At 72.1% G+C, this 15484-nt stretch carries 10 protein-coding genes and 1 pseudogene; 7 read left to right on the top strand and 4 right to left on the bottom strand.

The genetic code is table 11. The features are described from left to right. Window positions 1–126: 126 nt before the first annotated feature. The 3 genes from N6H00_RS14785 to N6H00_RS14795 all read left to right on the top strand — a co-directional run bounded on the left by N6H00_RS14785 (window position 127) and on the right by N6H00_RS14795 (window position 3027). Window positions 127–732 carry a DUF5980 family protein gene (locus tag N6H00_RS14785; RefSeq protein WP_268972148.1) on the top strand — a complete coding sequence of 202 codons (606 nt, stop codon included), beginning with the start codon at window positions 127–129 and terminating at the stop codon, window positions 730–732. 499 nt (window positions 733–1231) lie between these two features. Beyond that, window positions 1232–2029 (top strand): sugar phosphate isomerase/epimerase family protein, encoded by a 798-nt coding sequence (locus tag N6H00_RS14790; RefSeq protein WP_268972149.1) that lies wholly within the window; start codon window positions 1232–1234, stop codon window positions 2027–2029. Between the two features lie 83 nt (window positions 2030–2112). Next, window positions 2113–3027, top strand: a complete 915-nt coding sequence (locus N6H00_RS14795) for a LysR family transcriptional regulator (protein ID WP_268972150.1) — start codon at window positions 2113–2115, stop codon at window positions 3025–3027. Window positions 3028–3174: 147 nt separating this feature from the next. Here N6H00_RS14795 and N6H00_RS14800 read toward each other — a convergent pair whose 3' ends face one another. Both N6H00_RS14800 and N6H00_RS14805 read right to left on the bottom strand, forming a co-directional pair. Then, complete coding sequence (locus N6H00_RS14800) at window positions 3175–3774, bottom strand: NAD(P)H-dependent oxidoreductase (RefSeq protein WP_268972151.1); 600 nt, start codon at window positions 3772–3774, stop codon at window positions 3175–3177. Window positions 3775–3886: 112 nt separating this feature from the next. After that, window positions 3887–4723 carry an NAD(P)H-binding protein gene (locus tag N6H00_RS14805; RefSeq protein WP_268972152.1) on the bottom strand — a complete coding sequence of 279 codons (837 nt, stop codon included), beginning with the start codon at window positions 4721–4723 and terminating at the stop codon, window positions 3887–3889. A gap of 90 nt (window positions 4724–4813) precedes the next feature. On the opposite strand from N6H00_RS14805, the gene N6H00_RS14810 reads away from it, so the two are divergent. From N6H00_RS14810 to N6H00_RS14815, 3 genes and pseudogenes are all read left to right on the top strand, one after another. Beyond that, window positions 4814–5758 (top strand): AraC family transcriptional regulator, encoded by a 945-nt coding sequence (locus tag N6H00_RS14810; protein WP_268972153.1) that lies wholly within the window; start codon window positions 4814–4816, stop codon window positions 5756–5758. A 157-nt stretch (window positions 5759–5915) separates the two neighbouring features. Further along, a pseudogene (locus tag N6H00_RS40520) lies at window positions 5916–6056 on the top strand (DUF7848 domain-containing protein); the annotation flags it as partial. Between the two features lie 491 nt (window positions 6057–6547). Further along, a complete protein-coding gene (locus N6H00_RS14815; protein WP_268972154.1) occupies window positions 6548–8470 on the top strand; it encodes a glycoside hydrolase family 3 protein in 1923 nt (640 codons plus the stop codon). Between the two features lie 50 nt (window positions 8471–8520). Here the strand turns inward: N6H00_RS14815 and N6H00_RS14820 are convergent, their stop codons facing one another. Beyond that, window positions 8521–9924, bottom strand: a complete 1404-nt coding sequence (locus N6H00_RS14820; protein ID WP_268972155.1) for a S28 family serine protease — start codon at window positions 9922–9924, stop codon at window positions 8521–8523. A 183-nt stretch (window positions 9925–10107) separates the two neighbouring features. Between N6H00_RS14820 and N6H00_RS14825 the strand changes: the two genes are divergently transcribed. Beyond that, window positions 10108–10551 carry a hypothetical protein gene (locus tag N6H00_RS14825; RefSeq protein ID WP_030841670.1) on the top strand — a complete coding sequence of 148 codons (444 nt, stop codon included), beginning with the start codon at window positions 10108–10110 and terminating at the stop codon, window positions 10549–10551. 271 nt (window positions 10552–10822) lie between these two features. On the opposite strand, the gene N6H00_RS14830 is transcribed toward N6H00_RS14825, so the two are convergent. Further along, entirely contained in the window at window positions 10823–15334 is a 4512-nt protein-coding gene (locus tag N6H00_RS14830; RefSeq protein ID WP_268976969.1) for an ABC transporter transmembrane domain-containing protein, read from the bottom strand. Between the last annotated feature and the right edge of the window lie 150 nt (window positions 15335–15484).

Below are 15484 nucleotides of genomic sequence, written 5' to 3' on the forward strand. Positions count from 1 at the left end.
GGACCGAGGAGGCGACGAGGCGCCGAGCCGTGGGCGGCGTGCGGGGCGGACTCAGGGCTGGACTCCCCGTCAGATGCGGTTGGCCACCAGTGCGTAGTCGAAGTACAGGGGCGGCAACAGTGCTCGGTGACGGCGCCCGGAGTCTTATACAAGATTTACAACTACGAAGATATTCTTGCCATTCTCTTGGAGGTGCTCGGGGGATCCGAACCGGAGTGGGTCATGGGCCGTTCTGCGGGGGGCACTCCGGGCCTGGTGTCGGTGAAGATCAGTCACCGGAAAGGTTCACTCGTGATCTCCGTCCGTTCTTCTCGCTCCCTTGCCGGCCGTGTTGCCGCCGGTCTCGCAGGCGCCGCCGCCGTTGGTGCGCTGGCGTTCTCCTCGCCGGCCGCTGCCGCCGCGGCCGACGCGTCCTGGACAATGGGTACGGGCTACCCCGTAGATCAGGACTACTGCTTCTCGAATATGCCACTGAATCTGAGCAAGAACTATAATTCCATCATCTCGGGTTCTTGGGACAAACCCATCACCTTCGGCGTCAAAAACCTGCCGGGCGGCTACTCGTTCACCACGACGCTGCAACCGGGATCGAACGAGAACACGGTCAACGCCTGGGTCGCCTTCAACATTCCGATGCAGCCCGACGGTGTCTACCACCCGGTGGTCTATGCCACCGATGGCACGACGACCCAGAGCGTCACCCGCACGCTGACCGTCGGCCTGCCCTGCTGACGAGTTCGCCCGCCCGGTACGCGCGGCGCACGGCACCGGGCTGCCAGGACCGGACGTGACCTCGGCCAGGCGACGGTGCCCGCGGCGACGACCACCGGTGGATCGAGGCGGCATGCCCCGGCGGTACGCGCCGGGGCGCTCCGCTGAACGCCCCGGCGCAGGTGGCAGTGCCGATACCCGCACGGCGAGCGGCGGTGTACCGGCGAGGACGGTACGGCCCATGCCCCGGCGTGTGCGGGCGACTCATATCCGCCGCCCGGAGACCAGTGGGTTGGGTGTGTCGGGCTCGGAGGCAGCGTCAGTGGCAGGGCCCTGCCCCTGTCTGTCCAGCTCATCACTGCCAGGGCATGAGGCAGGGCCGTTGTCATATGAGCCGGTTCACTCACCCAGCGTGGTCCGCTGCTCTTCGGCACGGCGGGATTGACCTCGCCCGTGCCCCTGCCTAGCGTCCGGCGTGAAGATCCCCATCCTGCGGAACCCCCCACCTCACGGAGCCCGTATGAAGCTCGCCTTCTCCACCCTCGGTGTCCCCGGTATGCCCATGCCCGAGGTCGTACGGCTCGCCGCCGGGAGCGGGTACCACGGTGTCGAACTGCGCGCCCACCCCGAAGAGCCGGTGCACCCGGGGATCGGGGCGGACGAACGCGCGCGGGTGGTGGACGGGTTCCGGGCCGCCGATGTGGAGATCCTGACCGTCGCCGGGTACGTACGGGTCGCGGCGGCGGGCCCCGACGAGCCCGTCCTGACCGGGCTGCGGGAACTCCTCGCGCTCGCCCACGACCTGGGCGCGCCCTACGTCCGCGTCTTCCCCGGCGGCGGGGAGCAGAGCGCGGAGGAGGCCGACGCCACGGCCGCCCGCCGTCTGGGCGCCGCCGCGCCGTACGCCGCCGAACTGGGCGTACGGCTGCTGCTGGAGACCCACGACTCGCACCGCACGGGCGCGGACGCGGCGCGCGTCCTCGGACCCGTCGGCCACGGCAGCGTCGGCGCGATCTGGGATGTGATGCACACCTGGCTGGGCGGTGAGGACCCGGCCACCAGCTATGCCGCGCTCGCTCCGCAGCTGGGATACGTACAGGTCAAGGACATCGCGTCGGCCGACGACACCACCCCGCTGCCGCTGGGCGAGGGGGTGCTGCCGCTGACCGAGTGCGTGGAGCTGCTCAGCCGTGAGGGCTGGGACGGCTGGCTGTGCTGGGAGTACGAGAAGCGGTGGTACCCGCAGGCGCGGGAGCTGCCGGAACTGCTGCCCGCCGGCCGCGAGCACCTGCTACGACTGCTGGCCGACGCGGCCTGAGAGCGGGGGCGTCCGGCCCCCGTGATGGGATGCGGCGACTGGTTGGACGCGGCGACGATGAACAGTGGGAGGGAGAGCGGCCCATGCTGGACCTGGCCCGGCTGCGGGCGCTGCACGCGGTGGCCGTGCACGGCTCGGTCAGCGCCGCCGCGACCGCGCTCGGCTACACCGCGTCGGCCGTGTCACAGCAGATCGCCAAGTTGGAGCGGGAGACCCGGACGACCCTTCTGGAGCGGCAGGGCCGGGGCGTCACGCTGACCGACGCGGCCCGGCATCTGGCCGCCACCGCCCAGCAACTGCTCGCCATCGTCGAAGAGGCCGAGACCACCCTGGAGGAACGGCGCGGACAGCCGACGGGCCGGCTGGTGATCGGCGCCTTCGCCTCGGCGGCGCGCGGGCTGATGCCCGTGGTGCTGGCCGCCCTCGTGGCCGAACACCCCGCCCTGGACGCCCGGCTGCTGGAAGTGGACCCGCATCTGTCGGTGGACCTGGTGACGCAGGGGGTCATCGACCTGGCCGTGGCCCACGACTGGGACATCGCCCCGCAGCCCGCCCCGGACGGGCTGGACCGGGCGGTCATCGGGGACGACCTGTGCGATCTGCTCGTACCGGCCGGGCATCCGCTGGCCGCGCGGGCCGAACGGCGCCCGCTGTGCCGCGAGGACCTGCCGGGCCAGCGGTGGATCTGCCAGCCGCCCGGGTCGGTGTGCCACGACTGGCTGGTCCGTACGCTGCGCGCGTCCGGCCAAGAGCCGGACCTGGCGTATCAGGCGGCGGAGAACCACACCCAGATCGCCCTGGTGGCGGCCGGTCTCGGCGTCGCCCTCATGCCACGTCTGGGGCGCGGCCCGCTGCCGGACGGGGTGCTGGCGCTGCCCCTGGAGCCGGTCCCCGTGCGGCGGCTGTACGCCGTGTGGCGCACCGGCGCGGCCCGCCGCCCCGCCATCACCGAAACGGTGCGGCTGCTCCACGGCCTCTGGCCCCGGCGCACGGGGTGACGTGTTGCCGCACGGAGTGACCCCCTCCCCGCCCCAATACAGGGCGGCAGGGAGGGAAAAGCCATTCAACGAACTCCAGGTCGGTGGGCGAAAGACGTCGTGCGCGTGCTCACCAGACCTCACCAATGGAATGGCACTTGACACCTGTCATCCCAGCAGGCGGGCGTGAACGGCTTCGCTGATGGCCCGCACTGCGCGGTCAACACCTTGCTTCATGGATTCAGGGGAAAGCTGTTCGGATTCATAGATGAAGGCTGTGGAACCGCGCTGGCTGCCGCAGTAGTCGATGATCCCGTGCTCGATTTGCGTCCGTAGTGCCTTCTCGTATCCGTGGCGCTCATACGCACCCGAGTCGCCGCCGGCTATGGGTACAAGATGCGTGGTGAGGTCCTGTAGTTTCGGCCGCAGGCCCGAAGCGGATGAGTACTCGAAGGCCCAGCCGTTGACGAAGACACGGTCGATCCACCCCTTCAGCAGTGCGGGCATCGACCACCAGTACACGGGGAAGACCAACACGAGATCGGTGGCACGCTCAAGACGGCACTGCTCAGCCACGACGTCAGCCGGATGGTTGCCACCCTCCTGGTACGCCCGACGATCCGCTGAAGTGAACCGGGGGTCGAACCGCTCCTCGGACAGGTCGGCGATCTCGACTGAACCGGGACGAAGCGCTGCCTCGAGTCTTCCCAGCACGAAATGCGTCAGGGACTGGGGGTCCGGGTTGGCGGCAACCAGCAAGGTGTGCATCGATGGCTCCAGTTACCTGAAGAGCGGACGTTTACAAAGGCGAGGATGTGCGGGATGGCGCGCGGACTCCTTCTCCTGAATGTCCACTGCGCCGGAGCGGCCGCCGCGGGATTCAGCGCCGCCAGGCTCCCGCTGCTGCGGCCCGCAGGACGAAGTCCTCAAAGGTCCGCGGCGCGCGTCCCAGCACGGTGACGACGTCGTCCGTCGTCCAGGCGGTCACCCCGCGCTCCAACAGCACGAACATTTCGGCGAGGAGATGGGCCTCGTCCTCGCGCCAGCCCTCCTGGACCAATGCCGCGGTGTACTCGGCCGGGGAGATCTGCCGGTAGGCGATGGGCAGTCCGGACGCCCGGGAGATCAACTCGACCGCCTCCGCCCAGGTCAGCCCGCGCGGCCCCGTCAGCTCGTAGACCCGACCAGCATGTCGGCCGGGCTCGGCCAGCACTGCGGCCGCAACGTCGGCGACGTCCTCGAGGTCGATGAACGGCTCGGGCACCGCACCTGCCGGAAGCGCCAGCTCGCCAGCGGCCAGCGGGGCGTGAAAGGGGTGCCCGTCAAAGTTCTGGGCGAAGTTCGCGGCACGCAGAACGGTCCATTCCAGCGTCGAACTGCGCACGGCATCCTCGGCCGAGCGCATGTCCAGCCCGAACGCGGAGTCGCCCCAGTCGTCGGCGCCGTGCCCGGAGAGCAGGACCAGGCGCCGCACGTCGGCGGCCTCGGCCCGGGCCACGAACTCGTGCACTGGACCGGGCACGGTCGGGGGCACCACGTAGACAGTGGTGACGCCCTGCAGGACCTGATCCCAGTGGGCGGGGTGGAACCAGTCGAACGGGGTCTGGCTGGAACGGGAGGCGACGCGCACATGCGTGCCGCGCAACCGCAACCGGGCGGCTACCCGTCGACCGGTGTTGCCCGTCGCACCAAGTACCAAAGTGGTGTCGCTGCTCATGACGGCGATTCAACGGTAGGCATTCGGACGGATCCATAGGCGATAAGCCGAACCACCTAGTTGATCGTCCAGTTCGTTTAATCTTGCAGGGTGGACGCTTTCGGTGACCTCCTACGCGGGGTGCGGGCCCAGGGCTCATTGTTCGGCAGCTCGACCCTGACCCCGCCCTGGGCGCTGCACTTCGTGGACGGTGCACCGCTGACGTTGTGCACCGTCCTCTCCGGGGGCGGCTGGATCGTGCCGGAGCACCGCCCGCCCGAACCTCTGTGCGTCGGCGAGACAGTGGTTGTGCGGGGCCCGGCCCCGTTCCTCTTCGTCGACGAGGTGGGCACCCGGGCGGAGCCCGTCGCGTGCGGCGCGTTCTGTTCGACGCCCGATCAGGGCGGAACCCGACACCGGCTCGGCTGGCACGAAACCTATGACGGAGGCGACAGCGCGACGACACTTGTCGTCGGCGCCTACCCGGTGCACGGCGAGATCAGCCGCAGGCTGCTGGACGCGCTGCCCGTCGTACTGCGCGTGGGGTCCGGCGGCAAGCCCGACCCCGTGTGGGAACACCTCGCCGTCGAAGCCGCCGCCGACACGCCGGGCCAGCAGGTGGTCCTCGACCGGCTGCTGGACTGGATGCTGGTGTGCGCACTGCGCGAGTACTTCGATCGGCCCGACGGTAATCCCCCGGGCTGGTACTCCGCCGGGCGGGACCCGGTGGTCGGCGGCGCGCTGCGGCTGCTACACAGCGAGCCCGCGGCGCCATGGACGGTCGCCTCACTGGCCAAGCGCACCGGGGTGTCACGCTCCACGCTGGCCAAGCGATTCACCGACCTGGTCGGCAAGCCGCCACTGACCTACCTCGCCCACTGGCGCATGACGCTCGCGGCGGACCTGCTGACCGAGCGCGAAACGGCGACGGTCGCGGAGATCGCCCGCACAGTGGGCTACTCCGACGCGTTCGCATTCAGCGCGGCGTTCAAACGGCTCCGCGGCGTCAGTCCCAGCACATACCGCAGCGCCGCGACGTCAACCTCCCGACCTTGATGGCCACGCCCCCGGGGGGTCGGACGGTCGCGGGGGTCCGTGCTGTTCTCCTCACGCTTCCGCCCCAAAGAGTGACTGCATAGCGGCCCTCTGTACGCGGCACACCATCGAGCACGAACCACAGGGCGGCCTGACATTTTAGGCGTTCTGCACTGCGCCCGGTTGTGGTGAGGAATCCGGCCCTCAGGACCAACAGCAAGCAGCCCAGGAATGGTGTCTTCGCCATACCGGCCGGACGCGGCATGACCTATTCCGGCGAGTGGTGACCGACCATGCACGGGTGACTCGCGCGGGGTAGCCTCCGGTCGGCTGCCCCGTAGCGACTCTGGGAAGATCCAGGGTCGCTACGGGGCTTGTCGCTGGCTCATGCGCGACAGGGGCGATCGGGCCGTCGCCCGGACGCCGGGGCCCGGCTTCGCCGGCCGGGCGACGGCGCGGACCGGGTCGCACGCCCTGACACACCACACGCGGAACCGTTGCGAGCCGCCGCGCGTCGAAGCGGTGTGCTCGTGGGGAGTCCCCGTAAGGCGGTCATCGGTCTCGCTGTCGGCCGCGTCGCCGACCGCCCTCTCCGCCGCCCGCGGCCCGCAGCACCCGCCGCCGACGCGACACCCCTCCCAGAGCGTCGGCGGCGCCCCGGGGGGCCGAGACGCGTCGCACGGCCGTCGGACGGGACACACCGCCGGGCCGACAAGATGAGCAACTTTCCTTGACCGGGACCGGGTTGGTGTCCCAGCGTGTCCAGCACACCTTCGGCCGCCCCCCTCCGAACCCGTGGAAGGAGTGCGGGTGCATACGCCCACGTCCCGCCGTGCCTTGCTCACCGCCACCCTGGCCGCCGCCGCGGCCGGTGCCTGTAGCGCGCCGACGCACAGCTCGCCCGCGCCCGCCGCTCCCGCGCGCCACCCCGCCTCCGGTTCCGGCGGCGCTTCCGCGACCCCCTCCGGAGCCGCCTCCGACTCCGGCCGGGACCGCGAGCGCGACCGCCGGCGGATCGACGACCTCATCGGGCGGATGACGCTGGACCAGAAGATCGGCCAGCTCTTCGTGATGCGGGTGTACGGCCATGCGGCCACCCGCCCCGACCCCGCCGACGTGGCGGCCAACCGCAAGGAGATCGGCGTCGACAACGCCGCCGAGCTGATCGCGAAGTACCACGTGGGCGGGGTGATGTACATCCGCTGGGCGCACAACATCCGCGACCCCCACCAGGTCGCCGCGCTCTCCAACGGCATCCAGAAGGCCGCCGCGAAGGGCTCCGCGCCCGTCCCCGTCCTGATCTCCACCGACCAGGAGTACGGCACCGTCGCCCGGATCGGCGCGCCCGCCACGCTGTTCCCCGCCGCCATGGCGCTCGGCGCGGGCGGCAGCGCGGCCGACGTCCGTACGGCCGCCCGTACCGCGGGGGCCGAGCTGGCCGCGCTCGGCATCCGGCAGGACTACGCCCCGATCGCGGACGTCAACGTCAACCCCGCCAACCCGGTGATCGGTGTGCGCTCCTTCGGGGCCGATCCGAAGGCCGTGGCCCGGCTGGTGGCGGCCCAGGTGGCGGGCTATCAGAGCGCCGGGGTCGCGGCCACCGCCAAGCACTTCCCCGGCCACGGCGACACCAGCGTGGACAGCCATGTCGGCCTGCCGCTGATCACCCACTCGCGGAAGGAGTGGGAGCGGCTGGACGCGCCGCCGTTCCGGGCCGCGATCGAGGCGGGAATCGACTCGATCATGACGGCGCATCTGCTCTTTCCCGCGCTCGACCCGGCCGACGACCCCGCCACGCTCTCCCGCCCCATCCTCACCGGAGTGCTCCGCGAGGAGCTGGGCTACGACGGGGTGGTGGTCACCGACTCCCTCGGCATGCAGGGGGTGCGGAAGAAGTACGGCGACGACCGGGTGCCGGTGCTCGCGCTCAAGGCGGGCGTGGACCAGCTGCTGAACCCGCCGAGTCTGTCCGTCGCCTTCCAGGGGGTGCGCGCGGCCGTCCGGGCGGGCGAGATCGACGAGGACCGGATCGACCGGTCGCTGCGGCGCATCCTGGACCTCAAGGCGCGCCGGGGGCTGTTCGACGACCCGTACACCAGCGACCGCGCGGTCAACCGCACGGTGGGCACCCGCGAGCACCGCGCCACCGCCGACCGGATCGCCGAGCGCACCACCACCCTGATCACCAACCGCGGCGGGCTGCTCCCGCTGTCACCGGACCGCCATCGCGACCTGCTCGTGGTGGGCGTGGACGCCGCCGCGCCCTCCGGCACCGGCGGCCCGCCGACGGCCGTCCTGGCCCGCGCCCTGTCCGGGCTGGGCTTCTCGGCGGAGGCGCTGCCCACCGGCACGGACGGCTCGCCCGGCCCCTCGCCGGAGCGGATCGAGGCGGCGGTCGCGGCGGCCCGGGGGCGGGACGCGGTGATCGTGACGACGTACGACATCGCCTCCGGCTCGTCCCAGCGCACCCTGGTGGCCCGGCTGGTGGCCACCGGGGTGCCGGTGGTGCATCTGGCGCTGCGCAATCCGTACGACATCGCGCGGCTGGACGGACGCGGCACGGCCCCCGGGGCGTCCCTGGCCACGTACTGCTGGACGGACGGGGAGCTGCGCGCGGCCGCCCGGGTCATCGCGGGTCGGGCCACCCCGCGCGGCAGGCTGCCGGTGGCCGTGCGGCGCGCGGACGACCCGTCCCGGGTGCTGTACGAGATCGGGCACGGGCTGACGTACTAGCCCGTGCCCGTGGCCGTGCCGTCCCATCGGACCCAGGGTCCTTACGGACGTTACGGACGCAGCACCGGCTCGCGCTCGATCCCGCGCCGGTCGAGCTTCGCGTCGTGCCGGGCGAGCGGCTCGCGCGTCTGGCTGACGCCCGCCCACCGCTGCACCTCAGCCGTGGCCTTGGCCTTCTCCTCGGCCGACAGCTGGGCGATGTTCGAGCCGTGGTTGCCGCCGGCGACCGTGTAGACGTAAGCGTCCTTGGCGCCCTTGCCGACCCGGAACCGCTCGGCGCCCCACGGGTCGTTCTGCCCGTAGACGAAGAGCATCCGCTGGGCGTCCTGCCGCACCCAGCGGTCGATGTCCCGCATGGCGGCCGGGTGGAAGCGCATCGGGATGTCGCGCGGCACATAGCTGCGCGGGGCGTAGATGCCGGGGTAGCGCAGCAGCCCGTCCAGGTGCGGGGTCGCGAAGGTGGGCGAGCCGAGCTCGGTGCCCGCCTGGTAGTAGTACGGCGTGTAGGTCTCCAGGCCCTGGTCGGTGTAGGCGGAGAAGCCCGAGATCTCGTCGATGAAGCCGTACAGTTCGTCGGTCGAGGCGGTGGGGGCGGGGACGTCCGCGCAGTCCTTCAGCAGGTGGTACTGCCAGAAGGCCCACACCAGGTCCAGGACGACGTTCTCGTACGCCTTGTCGGCGCTGCCGACGACGGTGAAGGTCTGCCCCTCGTCGTCCGCCCACTTCTGGTAGCGCGTCACGATCTCGTCGCGCCGCACCAGCGCCTCGCGCTGCACCGCGTTCAGCTTGTCGCGGCATTCGGCCGTGCCGACGTGTCCGAAGAAGCGGTCGTAGGCGGAGTCCTCCTTGTCGACCACGTCGTTGGGCGCCACGTAGGCGATGGTCCCGTTCATGTCACGCGGATAGAAACGGCGGTAGTAGGTGGCCGTCATCCCGCCCTTGCTGCCGCCGGTGGCCAGCCAGTTCTTGCCGTAGACGGGCTTGAGGGCCCGGTAGAGGCGGTGCTGGTCGCTGGCGGCCTGCCAGATGTCCAGCTTGGACCAGTCGGCGGGCTGCGGCCGGGACGGGGTGAAGAAGCGGTACTCCAGCGACACCTGGTTGCCGTCCACGATCTGCGTCGGCTCACTGCGGCGCGGTGCGGTGGTGACGTTGTAGCCCGAGGTGTAGAAGACCGTGGGCCGGTCGGTGGCCTTGTGCAGCAGGGTGAACCGCTGCTGGAAGGTGCCCTGGGAAGGGTGCCGGTGGTCCACCGGCTGGGTGTAGGTGAAGACGAGGAAGCGGTAGCCCTCGTAGGGCTGTTCCTCGACGAAACGCATGCCGGGAATCGCCAGGACGCGTTCCTTGATGTCCGGCTGGGCGGGGGCGGCCGGTGCCGCGGACGCGCCGGTGGCACCCGCGCCGACCGCCCCCATCAGTATCGCGAGCGACAGCAGCCATCTGAGCACCTTGCGCATGCACTCTCCCCTTGTCGCCGTTATGGCCCTCGCGACCCGTGAATTCGCACAGGTCGCCGAGAACCTATCCGGGCACACACGCGGGTGGCCAGAGGCTGTTGGCTCCCCAACGCGACGCCGGATACGGAGAGTTGTTACCGTCGCCCTCTTTCGTAGCGGGCTGTGATGGCTCATGCTGCCTGTATGGACCGAGACGAACGGCACGACCGGAGTGAACGGGCCGAGCGGCTGACGCGGTATCTGAACGAATTGCAGGAACGAATCGACCCTCGCTCGCTGGAGCTGCTGATGCGGCTGCTGCGCGAGCTGAGCACCTCACCGGCCGTCCGCGGAGGGACGTACGAGCTCGGTATGGGGCCGGAGGAGAAAGAGCTGTTCACCCCCGCTCTCCAAGCCGAGTTGCTGGTGTTGTTCGGCCTGCTCACCTCCCAGGACGAGCGTGTGGTGGTCGACCTCGGCGACAGTCCGCACGCCAAGGGCATGAAGGTGCTGGTCCCTCAGGAGCGGGCCCAGGACCCCGAATTCCTGTACCGCCACAAGCAGCGGGTGGCGGCCGAGGCGGAGCAGCGGGAGCGGGACCGGCGGGAGGTGGAGGGCATAGCGCGGGCCAGCGGCATGGAACCGTGACGTTACCGTACGTAACATCGGGCGAACGCTGAGCGTTACCGGCCGTACGGCGACCGTAAGGCGACCATGCGGCAGATGAACGACACACGGTCGGCACGTGGGGCGACACACGGGCGGCATGGGGGCGGCATATGACCGGTGCACTCCCCCGCCCCCGCGCCGCGGGCCCACCCGACGCGCTGCCACGCGACGGCGGGCCCACGCGACGCGGGCCATCGGCGAGTGCCGGGCGACGGCGGAGGGCGGCGGAGGGCCGCCACCGCCCGCGGGCTCAGGCGACGGCGGGGGCCGTCTCGCCCATGAAGGTGCGCCACAGCTCGGCGTACCGGCCGTCCCGCGCCACCAGCTCCTCATGGGTGCCGTCCTCGACGACCCGGCCGTGGTCCAGGACCACCACCCGGTCCGCGCGGGCCGCGGTGGTCAGCCGGTGCGCGACGACCAGTGTGGTGCGCCGTCCCGTCAGACGGTCCGTGGCCTGGTTGACCAGGGCCTCGGTGGCCAGATCGAGCGCGGCCGTGGCCTCGTCGAGCAGCAGGACGTCCGGGTCGACCAGCTCGGCGCGGGCCAGCGCGATCAGCTGCCGCTGCCCGGCGGAGAGATTGCGCCCGCGCTCGGAGACCTCGTGCAGATAGCCACCGTCGAGCGACGCCACCATCGCGTGGGCGCCGACCGCCCGCGCGGCGGCCTCCACCTCCGCGTCGCTCGCGTCGGGGCGCCCGTAGGCGATGGCGTCGCGCACCGTCCCGGCGAACAGATACGGCTCCTGCGGAACCACACCGAGGTGGCGGCGGTACCCGGCGAGGTCCAGCTCGCGCAGATCCGTGCCGTCCACCCGCACGGCGCCATCGGTGGGGTCGTAGAACCGCGCCACCAGCTTGACCAGAGTGGACTTACCGGCCCCGGTCTCCCCGACGAACGCCACGGTCTGCCCCGCGGGGATGGTGAGCGAGATGCCCGCCAGCGCCTCCTCGCCGTCCCCGTACCGGAACCGCACCTCGTCGAACGTGATCTCGCCGCGCATCCCGCGCACCTCGCGCGGGGCGTCGGCGACCGGTGTGGTGGTGGGCTCGCGCAGCAGCTCCTGGATGCGGCCGAGCGACACCGTGGCCTGCTGATAGCCGTCGAAAACCTGGGAGAGCTGCTGGACGGGGGCGAAGAACAGGTCGATGTAGAGGAGATAGGCCACCAGCGCCCCCGCCGTCAGCGTGCCGTCCCCGACCCGTCCGGCGCCCACGATGAGCACCAGCGCGGCCGCCACGGACGACAGCAGCTGGACGAACGGGAAGTACACCGAGATCAGCCGCTGACCGCGCAACCGCGCCTGGCGGTAGGCGTCGCTGCGCGCCGCGAACCGCTCCCGGCCGGACCGCTCACGCCCGAACGCCTGCACGATCCGCAGCCCCGCCACGCTCTCCTGGAGATCCGCGTTGACCACGCTCACGCGCTCGCGGGCCAGCTGGTACGCCTTGACGCTGCGGCGCCGGAACAGCACGGTGCCGAGGACGAGCGGCGGGAGGGTCAGGAAGACCACCAGCGCCAGCTGCACGTCGATGATGAGCAGCGCGACCAGGATGCCGAAGAAGGTCAGCAGGCTGACGACGGCGGTGACGAGGCCGGTCTGGAGGAACGTGGACAGCGCGTCGACATCGGTGGTCATCCGCGTCATGATCTTGCCGGTCAGCTCGCGCTCGTAGTAGTCGAGACCGAGCCGCTGCAACTGCGCGAAGATCTTGACGCGCAGTGCGTAGAGCACCCGTTCACCGGTCCGTCCGGTCATCCGCGTCTCGCCGATCTGGGCGGCCCACTGGGCGAGGACGACGAGCAGCGCGAGCCCGGACGCGGTCCACACCGCCCCGAGCGCGAGCCGCTGGACGCCCTGGTCGATACCGTGCCGGATCAGCACCGGCAGCAGCAGCCCGGCGATCGCGTCCACGGCGACGAGCAGCAGCGCGAGCACGAGCGGCGCCCCGAAACCGCGCAGCAGCCGCCGCAGCCCGTACGCCTCCTCGGGGCGGGTGGCCCGCTCCTCGTCGATGTCGGGCGTATCGGTGGCGGGCGGCAGGGCGGCCACCTTGGCGAGCAGCTCGGGGGTGGCGGGCATCCCGGACAAGGCCCCGGCGAACCCGGGCCCGGCCACGGCCCCCGCCCCGGCCGCCGGCGCCCCCGCCTTACGTCCATCCCCATCGGACCGCACCCACAACTCGGGCGTCACACCCCGCTCGGGGGCCGCATCACGGCTCACGCCCTGCTCGGGGGCCACGCCCCGCTCGGGGGTCGCGCCATGCTCGGGGGCCACGTCACGGATCACGCCCGGCTCGCGGCCCGTCCCGGCGCCGTCGGGCCGGGGCCCCGGCGTGGGATACGGCTCGCTCGGTCCCTCGGCGCCCGCCGCACCGCCGGACGCCCCGGCGAGGCCTGTCGCCCCCACCCGGTCCCCGGCGCGGGCGTGGTCGGGGTCGTCCCCGCCGTGCGGGCGGCGCCGCCCCTCGCCACTGCCGTCGGACCGCGCCCACAGCTCGGGCATCAGCCCGCCGCGGCCCGTTTCGCCCGTGGCGTGCGCCGGGTCGTCCCCGCCGCGCGGGCACAGGTCCGCGCCCGCGTCGGGGCGACCCCCGTGGCCGTCACCGGTCCCCGCCTCCGCGGCACCTGGCTCCGCTCGGTCCGCGACCGGGGCGTCGGCCCGGTCGGCCACCTCCCGGCCACCGTTCTCCTGCCGCTCACCGTCACGGCACGGCACGGTCGGCCCCGCCGGAGCGGCCTTGCCCCCGAAGGCGCCGGTGCGGCCCGCCTCCGTCCGGCCCTGCGCACCCCCGCGATGCGCCGGGTCGTCCCCGCCGCGCGCCCGCACGCCAGCCGCCGGGTGCGGGCACCCCTCGCGGTCGTGCGCCGGGCCGTCGCCATCGCCGGAGGGCTCCCCGTCGAGGTACGGCTCGGCCAGCCCCGTCGCGGCGGACTCCCCGCCGAACGCACCGGCGAACCCCACCGCGCGCGTGGCGCCGCCGCGCGGCTCGGCATGGGCCGGGGCCGGGGCGGCCGCGTCCGCGCTCGGAGCCGCCGTGCCGTCGGCGCCCGGGGCGGCGGGCGCGGCGGGCGCGTCGTCCGTCAGCAGGTTCCGGTACACGGCGCTCCGCGCCCTCAGCTCCTCGTCCGTGCCCACGTCCACGACCCGGCCCCGCTCCATGACCGCTATGCGGTCGGCGAGGGCGAGCGTGGAGGGGCGGTGGGCGATCAGCAGCGTCGTACGGCCCGCCATGACGCCGCGCAGCGCCTCGTGGATCTCGTGCTCGACGCGTGCGTCCACCGCCGAGGTGGCGTCGTCGAGGATGAGCAGCCGGGGGTCGGTGAGGATCGCGCGGGCCAGGGCCAGCCGCTGGCGCTGGCCGCCGGAGAGGGTCAGCCCCTGTTCGCCGACCTCCGTGTCGTAGCCGTCCGGCAGTGCGGTGATGAAACCGTCGGCCTGCGCGGCGCGGGCGGCGGCCCGGATGCGCTCCTCGGACGCGTCCGGCAGCCCGTAGGCGAGGTTGGCGCGCACCGTGTCGGAGAAGAGGAAGCTGTCCTCCGGCACCAGTCCGATCGCCCCGCGCAGCGAGTCGTACGTCAGCTCCCGCACGTCGTGGCCGCCGATCCGCACCGCCCCCGACGACACGTCGTAGAAGCGCGGCAGCAGCATGGACAGCGTCGACTTGCCGCTTCCGGAGGCGCCCACGACGGCCAGGGTCTCGCCCGGTTCGATCCGCAGGGACACCTCGGACAGCACCGGGCGCTCGGGGTCGTAGCCGAAGCTCACCCGGTCGAACTCGACCGTCGCGGGTGCGTCCTCGGGGAGCTCCCGGGCGTCGGGGCGCTCGGCGATGACCGGCTCGGTGTCGATCAGCTCGAAGACGCGCTCGACCCCGGCCCGCGCCTGCTGCCCGACGGTCAGGATCATCGTGAGCATCCGCACCGGCGCCACGAGCTGGGCGAGGTAGGTGGAGAAGGCCACGAAGGTGCCGAGGGTGATCTGGCCCCGCGTGGCCATCCAGCCGCCGAGCGCCAGCATGGCGACCTGGCCGAGGGCGGGGACGGCCTGGAGGGCGGGGGTGTAGCGGGAGTTCAGCCGTACGGTCCGCAGCCGGGCGGCGAACAGCCGGCGGCCGACCTCCCGCAGCTTGTCGGTCTCCTGCGCCTCCTGCCCGAACCCCTTGACCACCCGGACACCGGTCACGGCCCCGTCGACGACCCCCGCGACGGCGGCCGCCTGCCCCTGGGCGTACCAGGTGGCGGGGAAGAGCCGGACGCGGCTGCGCGAGGCGAGGATCCACAGGGCGGGGGCGACGGCGAGGGCGACGACGGTGAGCAGCGGTGACAGCACCGCCATCACGACGAGCGAGACCAGGAAGAGCAGCACGTTGCCGATCATCATCGGCACCATGAAGAGCAGGCCCTGGATCAGCTGGAGGTCGCTGGTGGCCCGGCCGATGATCTGGCCGGTGGAGAGGTTGTCCTGCCGCCTGCCGTCGAAGCGGGTGATCGCCGCGAACATATCGGTGCGCAGCGCGTGCTGGACGTCGAGGGCGAGCCGTCCGCCGTAGAAACGGCGGATGTAGGTGAGGACGTACACCACGAGCGCGGCGACGATCAGCAGGGTGGCCCAGGGGGCGAGTGACCGGTCGTGCCGGACGATCACATCGTCGATGATCAGCTTCGGCACCAGCGGGACGAGCGCCATGACGGCCATCCCGGCGAGCGAGGCGCCCAGTGCGAGCAGCACATCGCCGCGGTACCGCCAGCAGTAGCCGAACAGCCGCCGTACCCAGCCCTGTCCGGTATCCGCGCCGCCGGCGTCCGCTCCGCCCGCTTTGACCGCTCCGCCTGTTTCGCCAGCCGCTACGTCCGCCACCCGTGAACCTCCCGATCCGCACACTCTTCCGGAAGGCGGCAACACACTGAGGTG

It is taken from the genome of Streptomyces sp. S465, from assembly GCF_026898115.1.
Lineage (GTDB): Bacteria > Actinomycetota > Actinomycetes > Streptomycetales > Streptomycetaceae > Streptomyces > Streptomyces luomodiensis.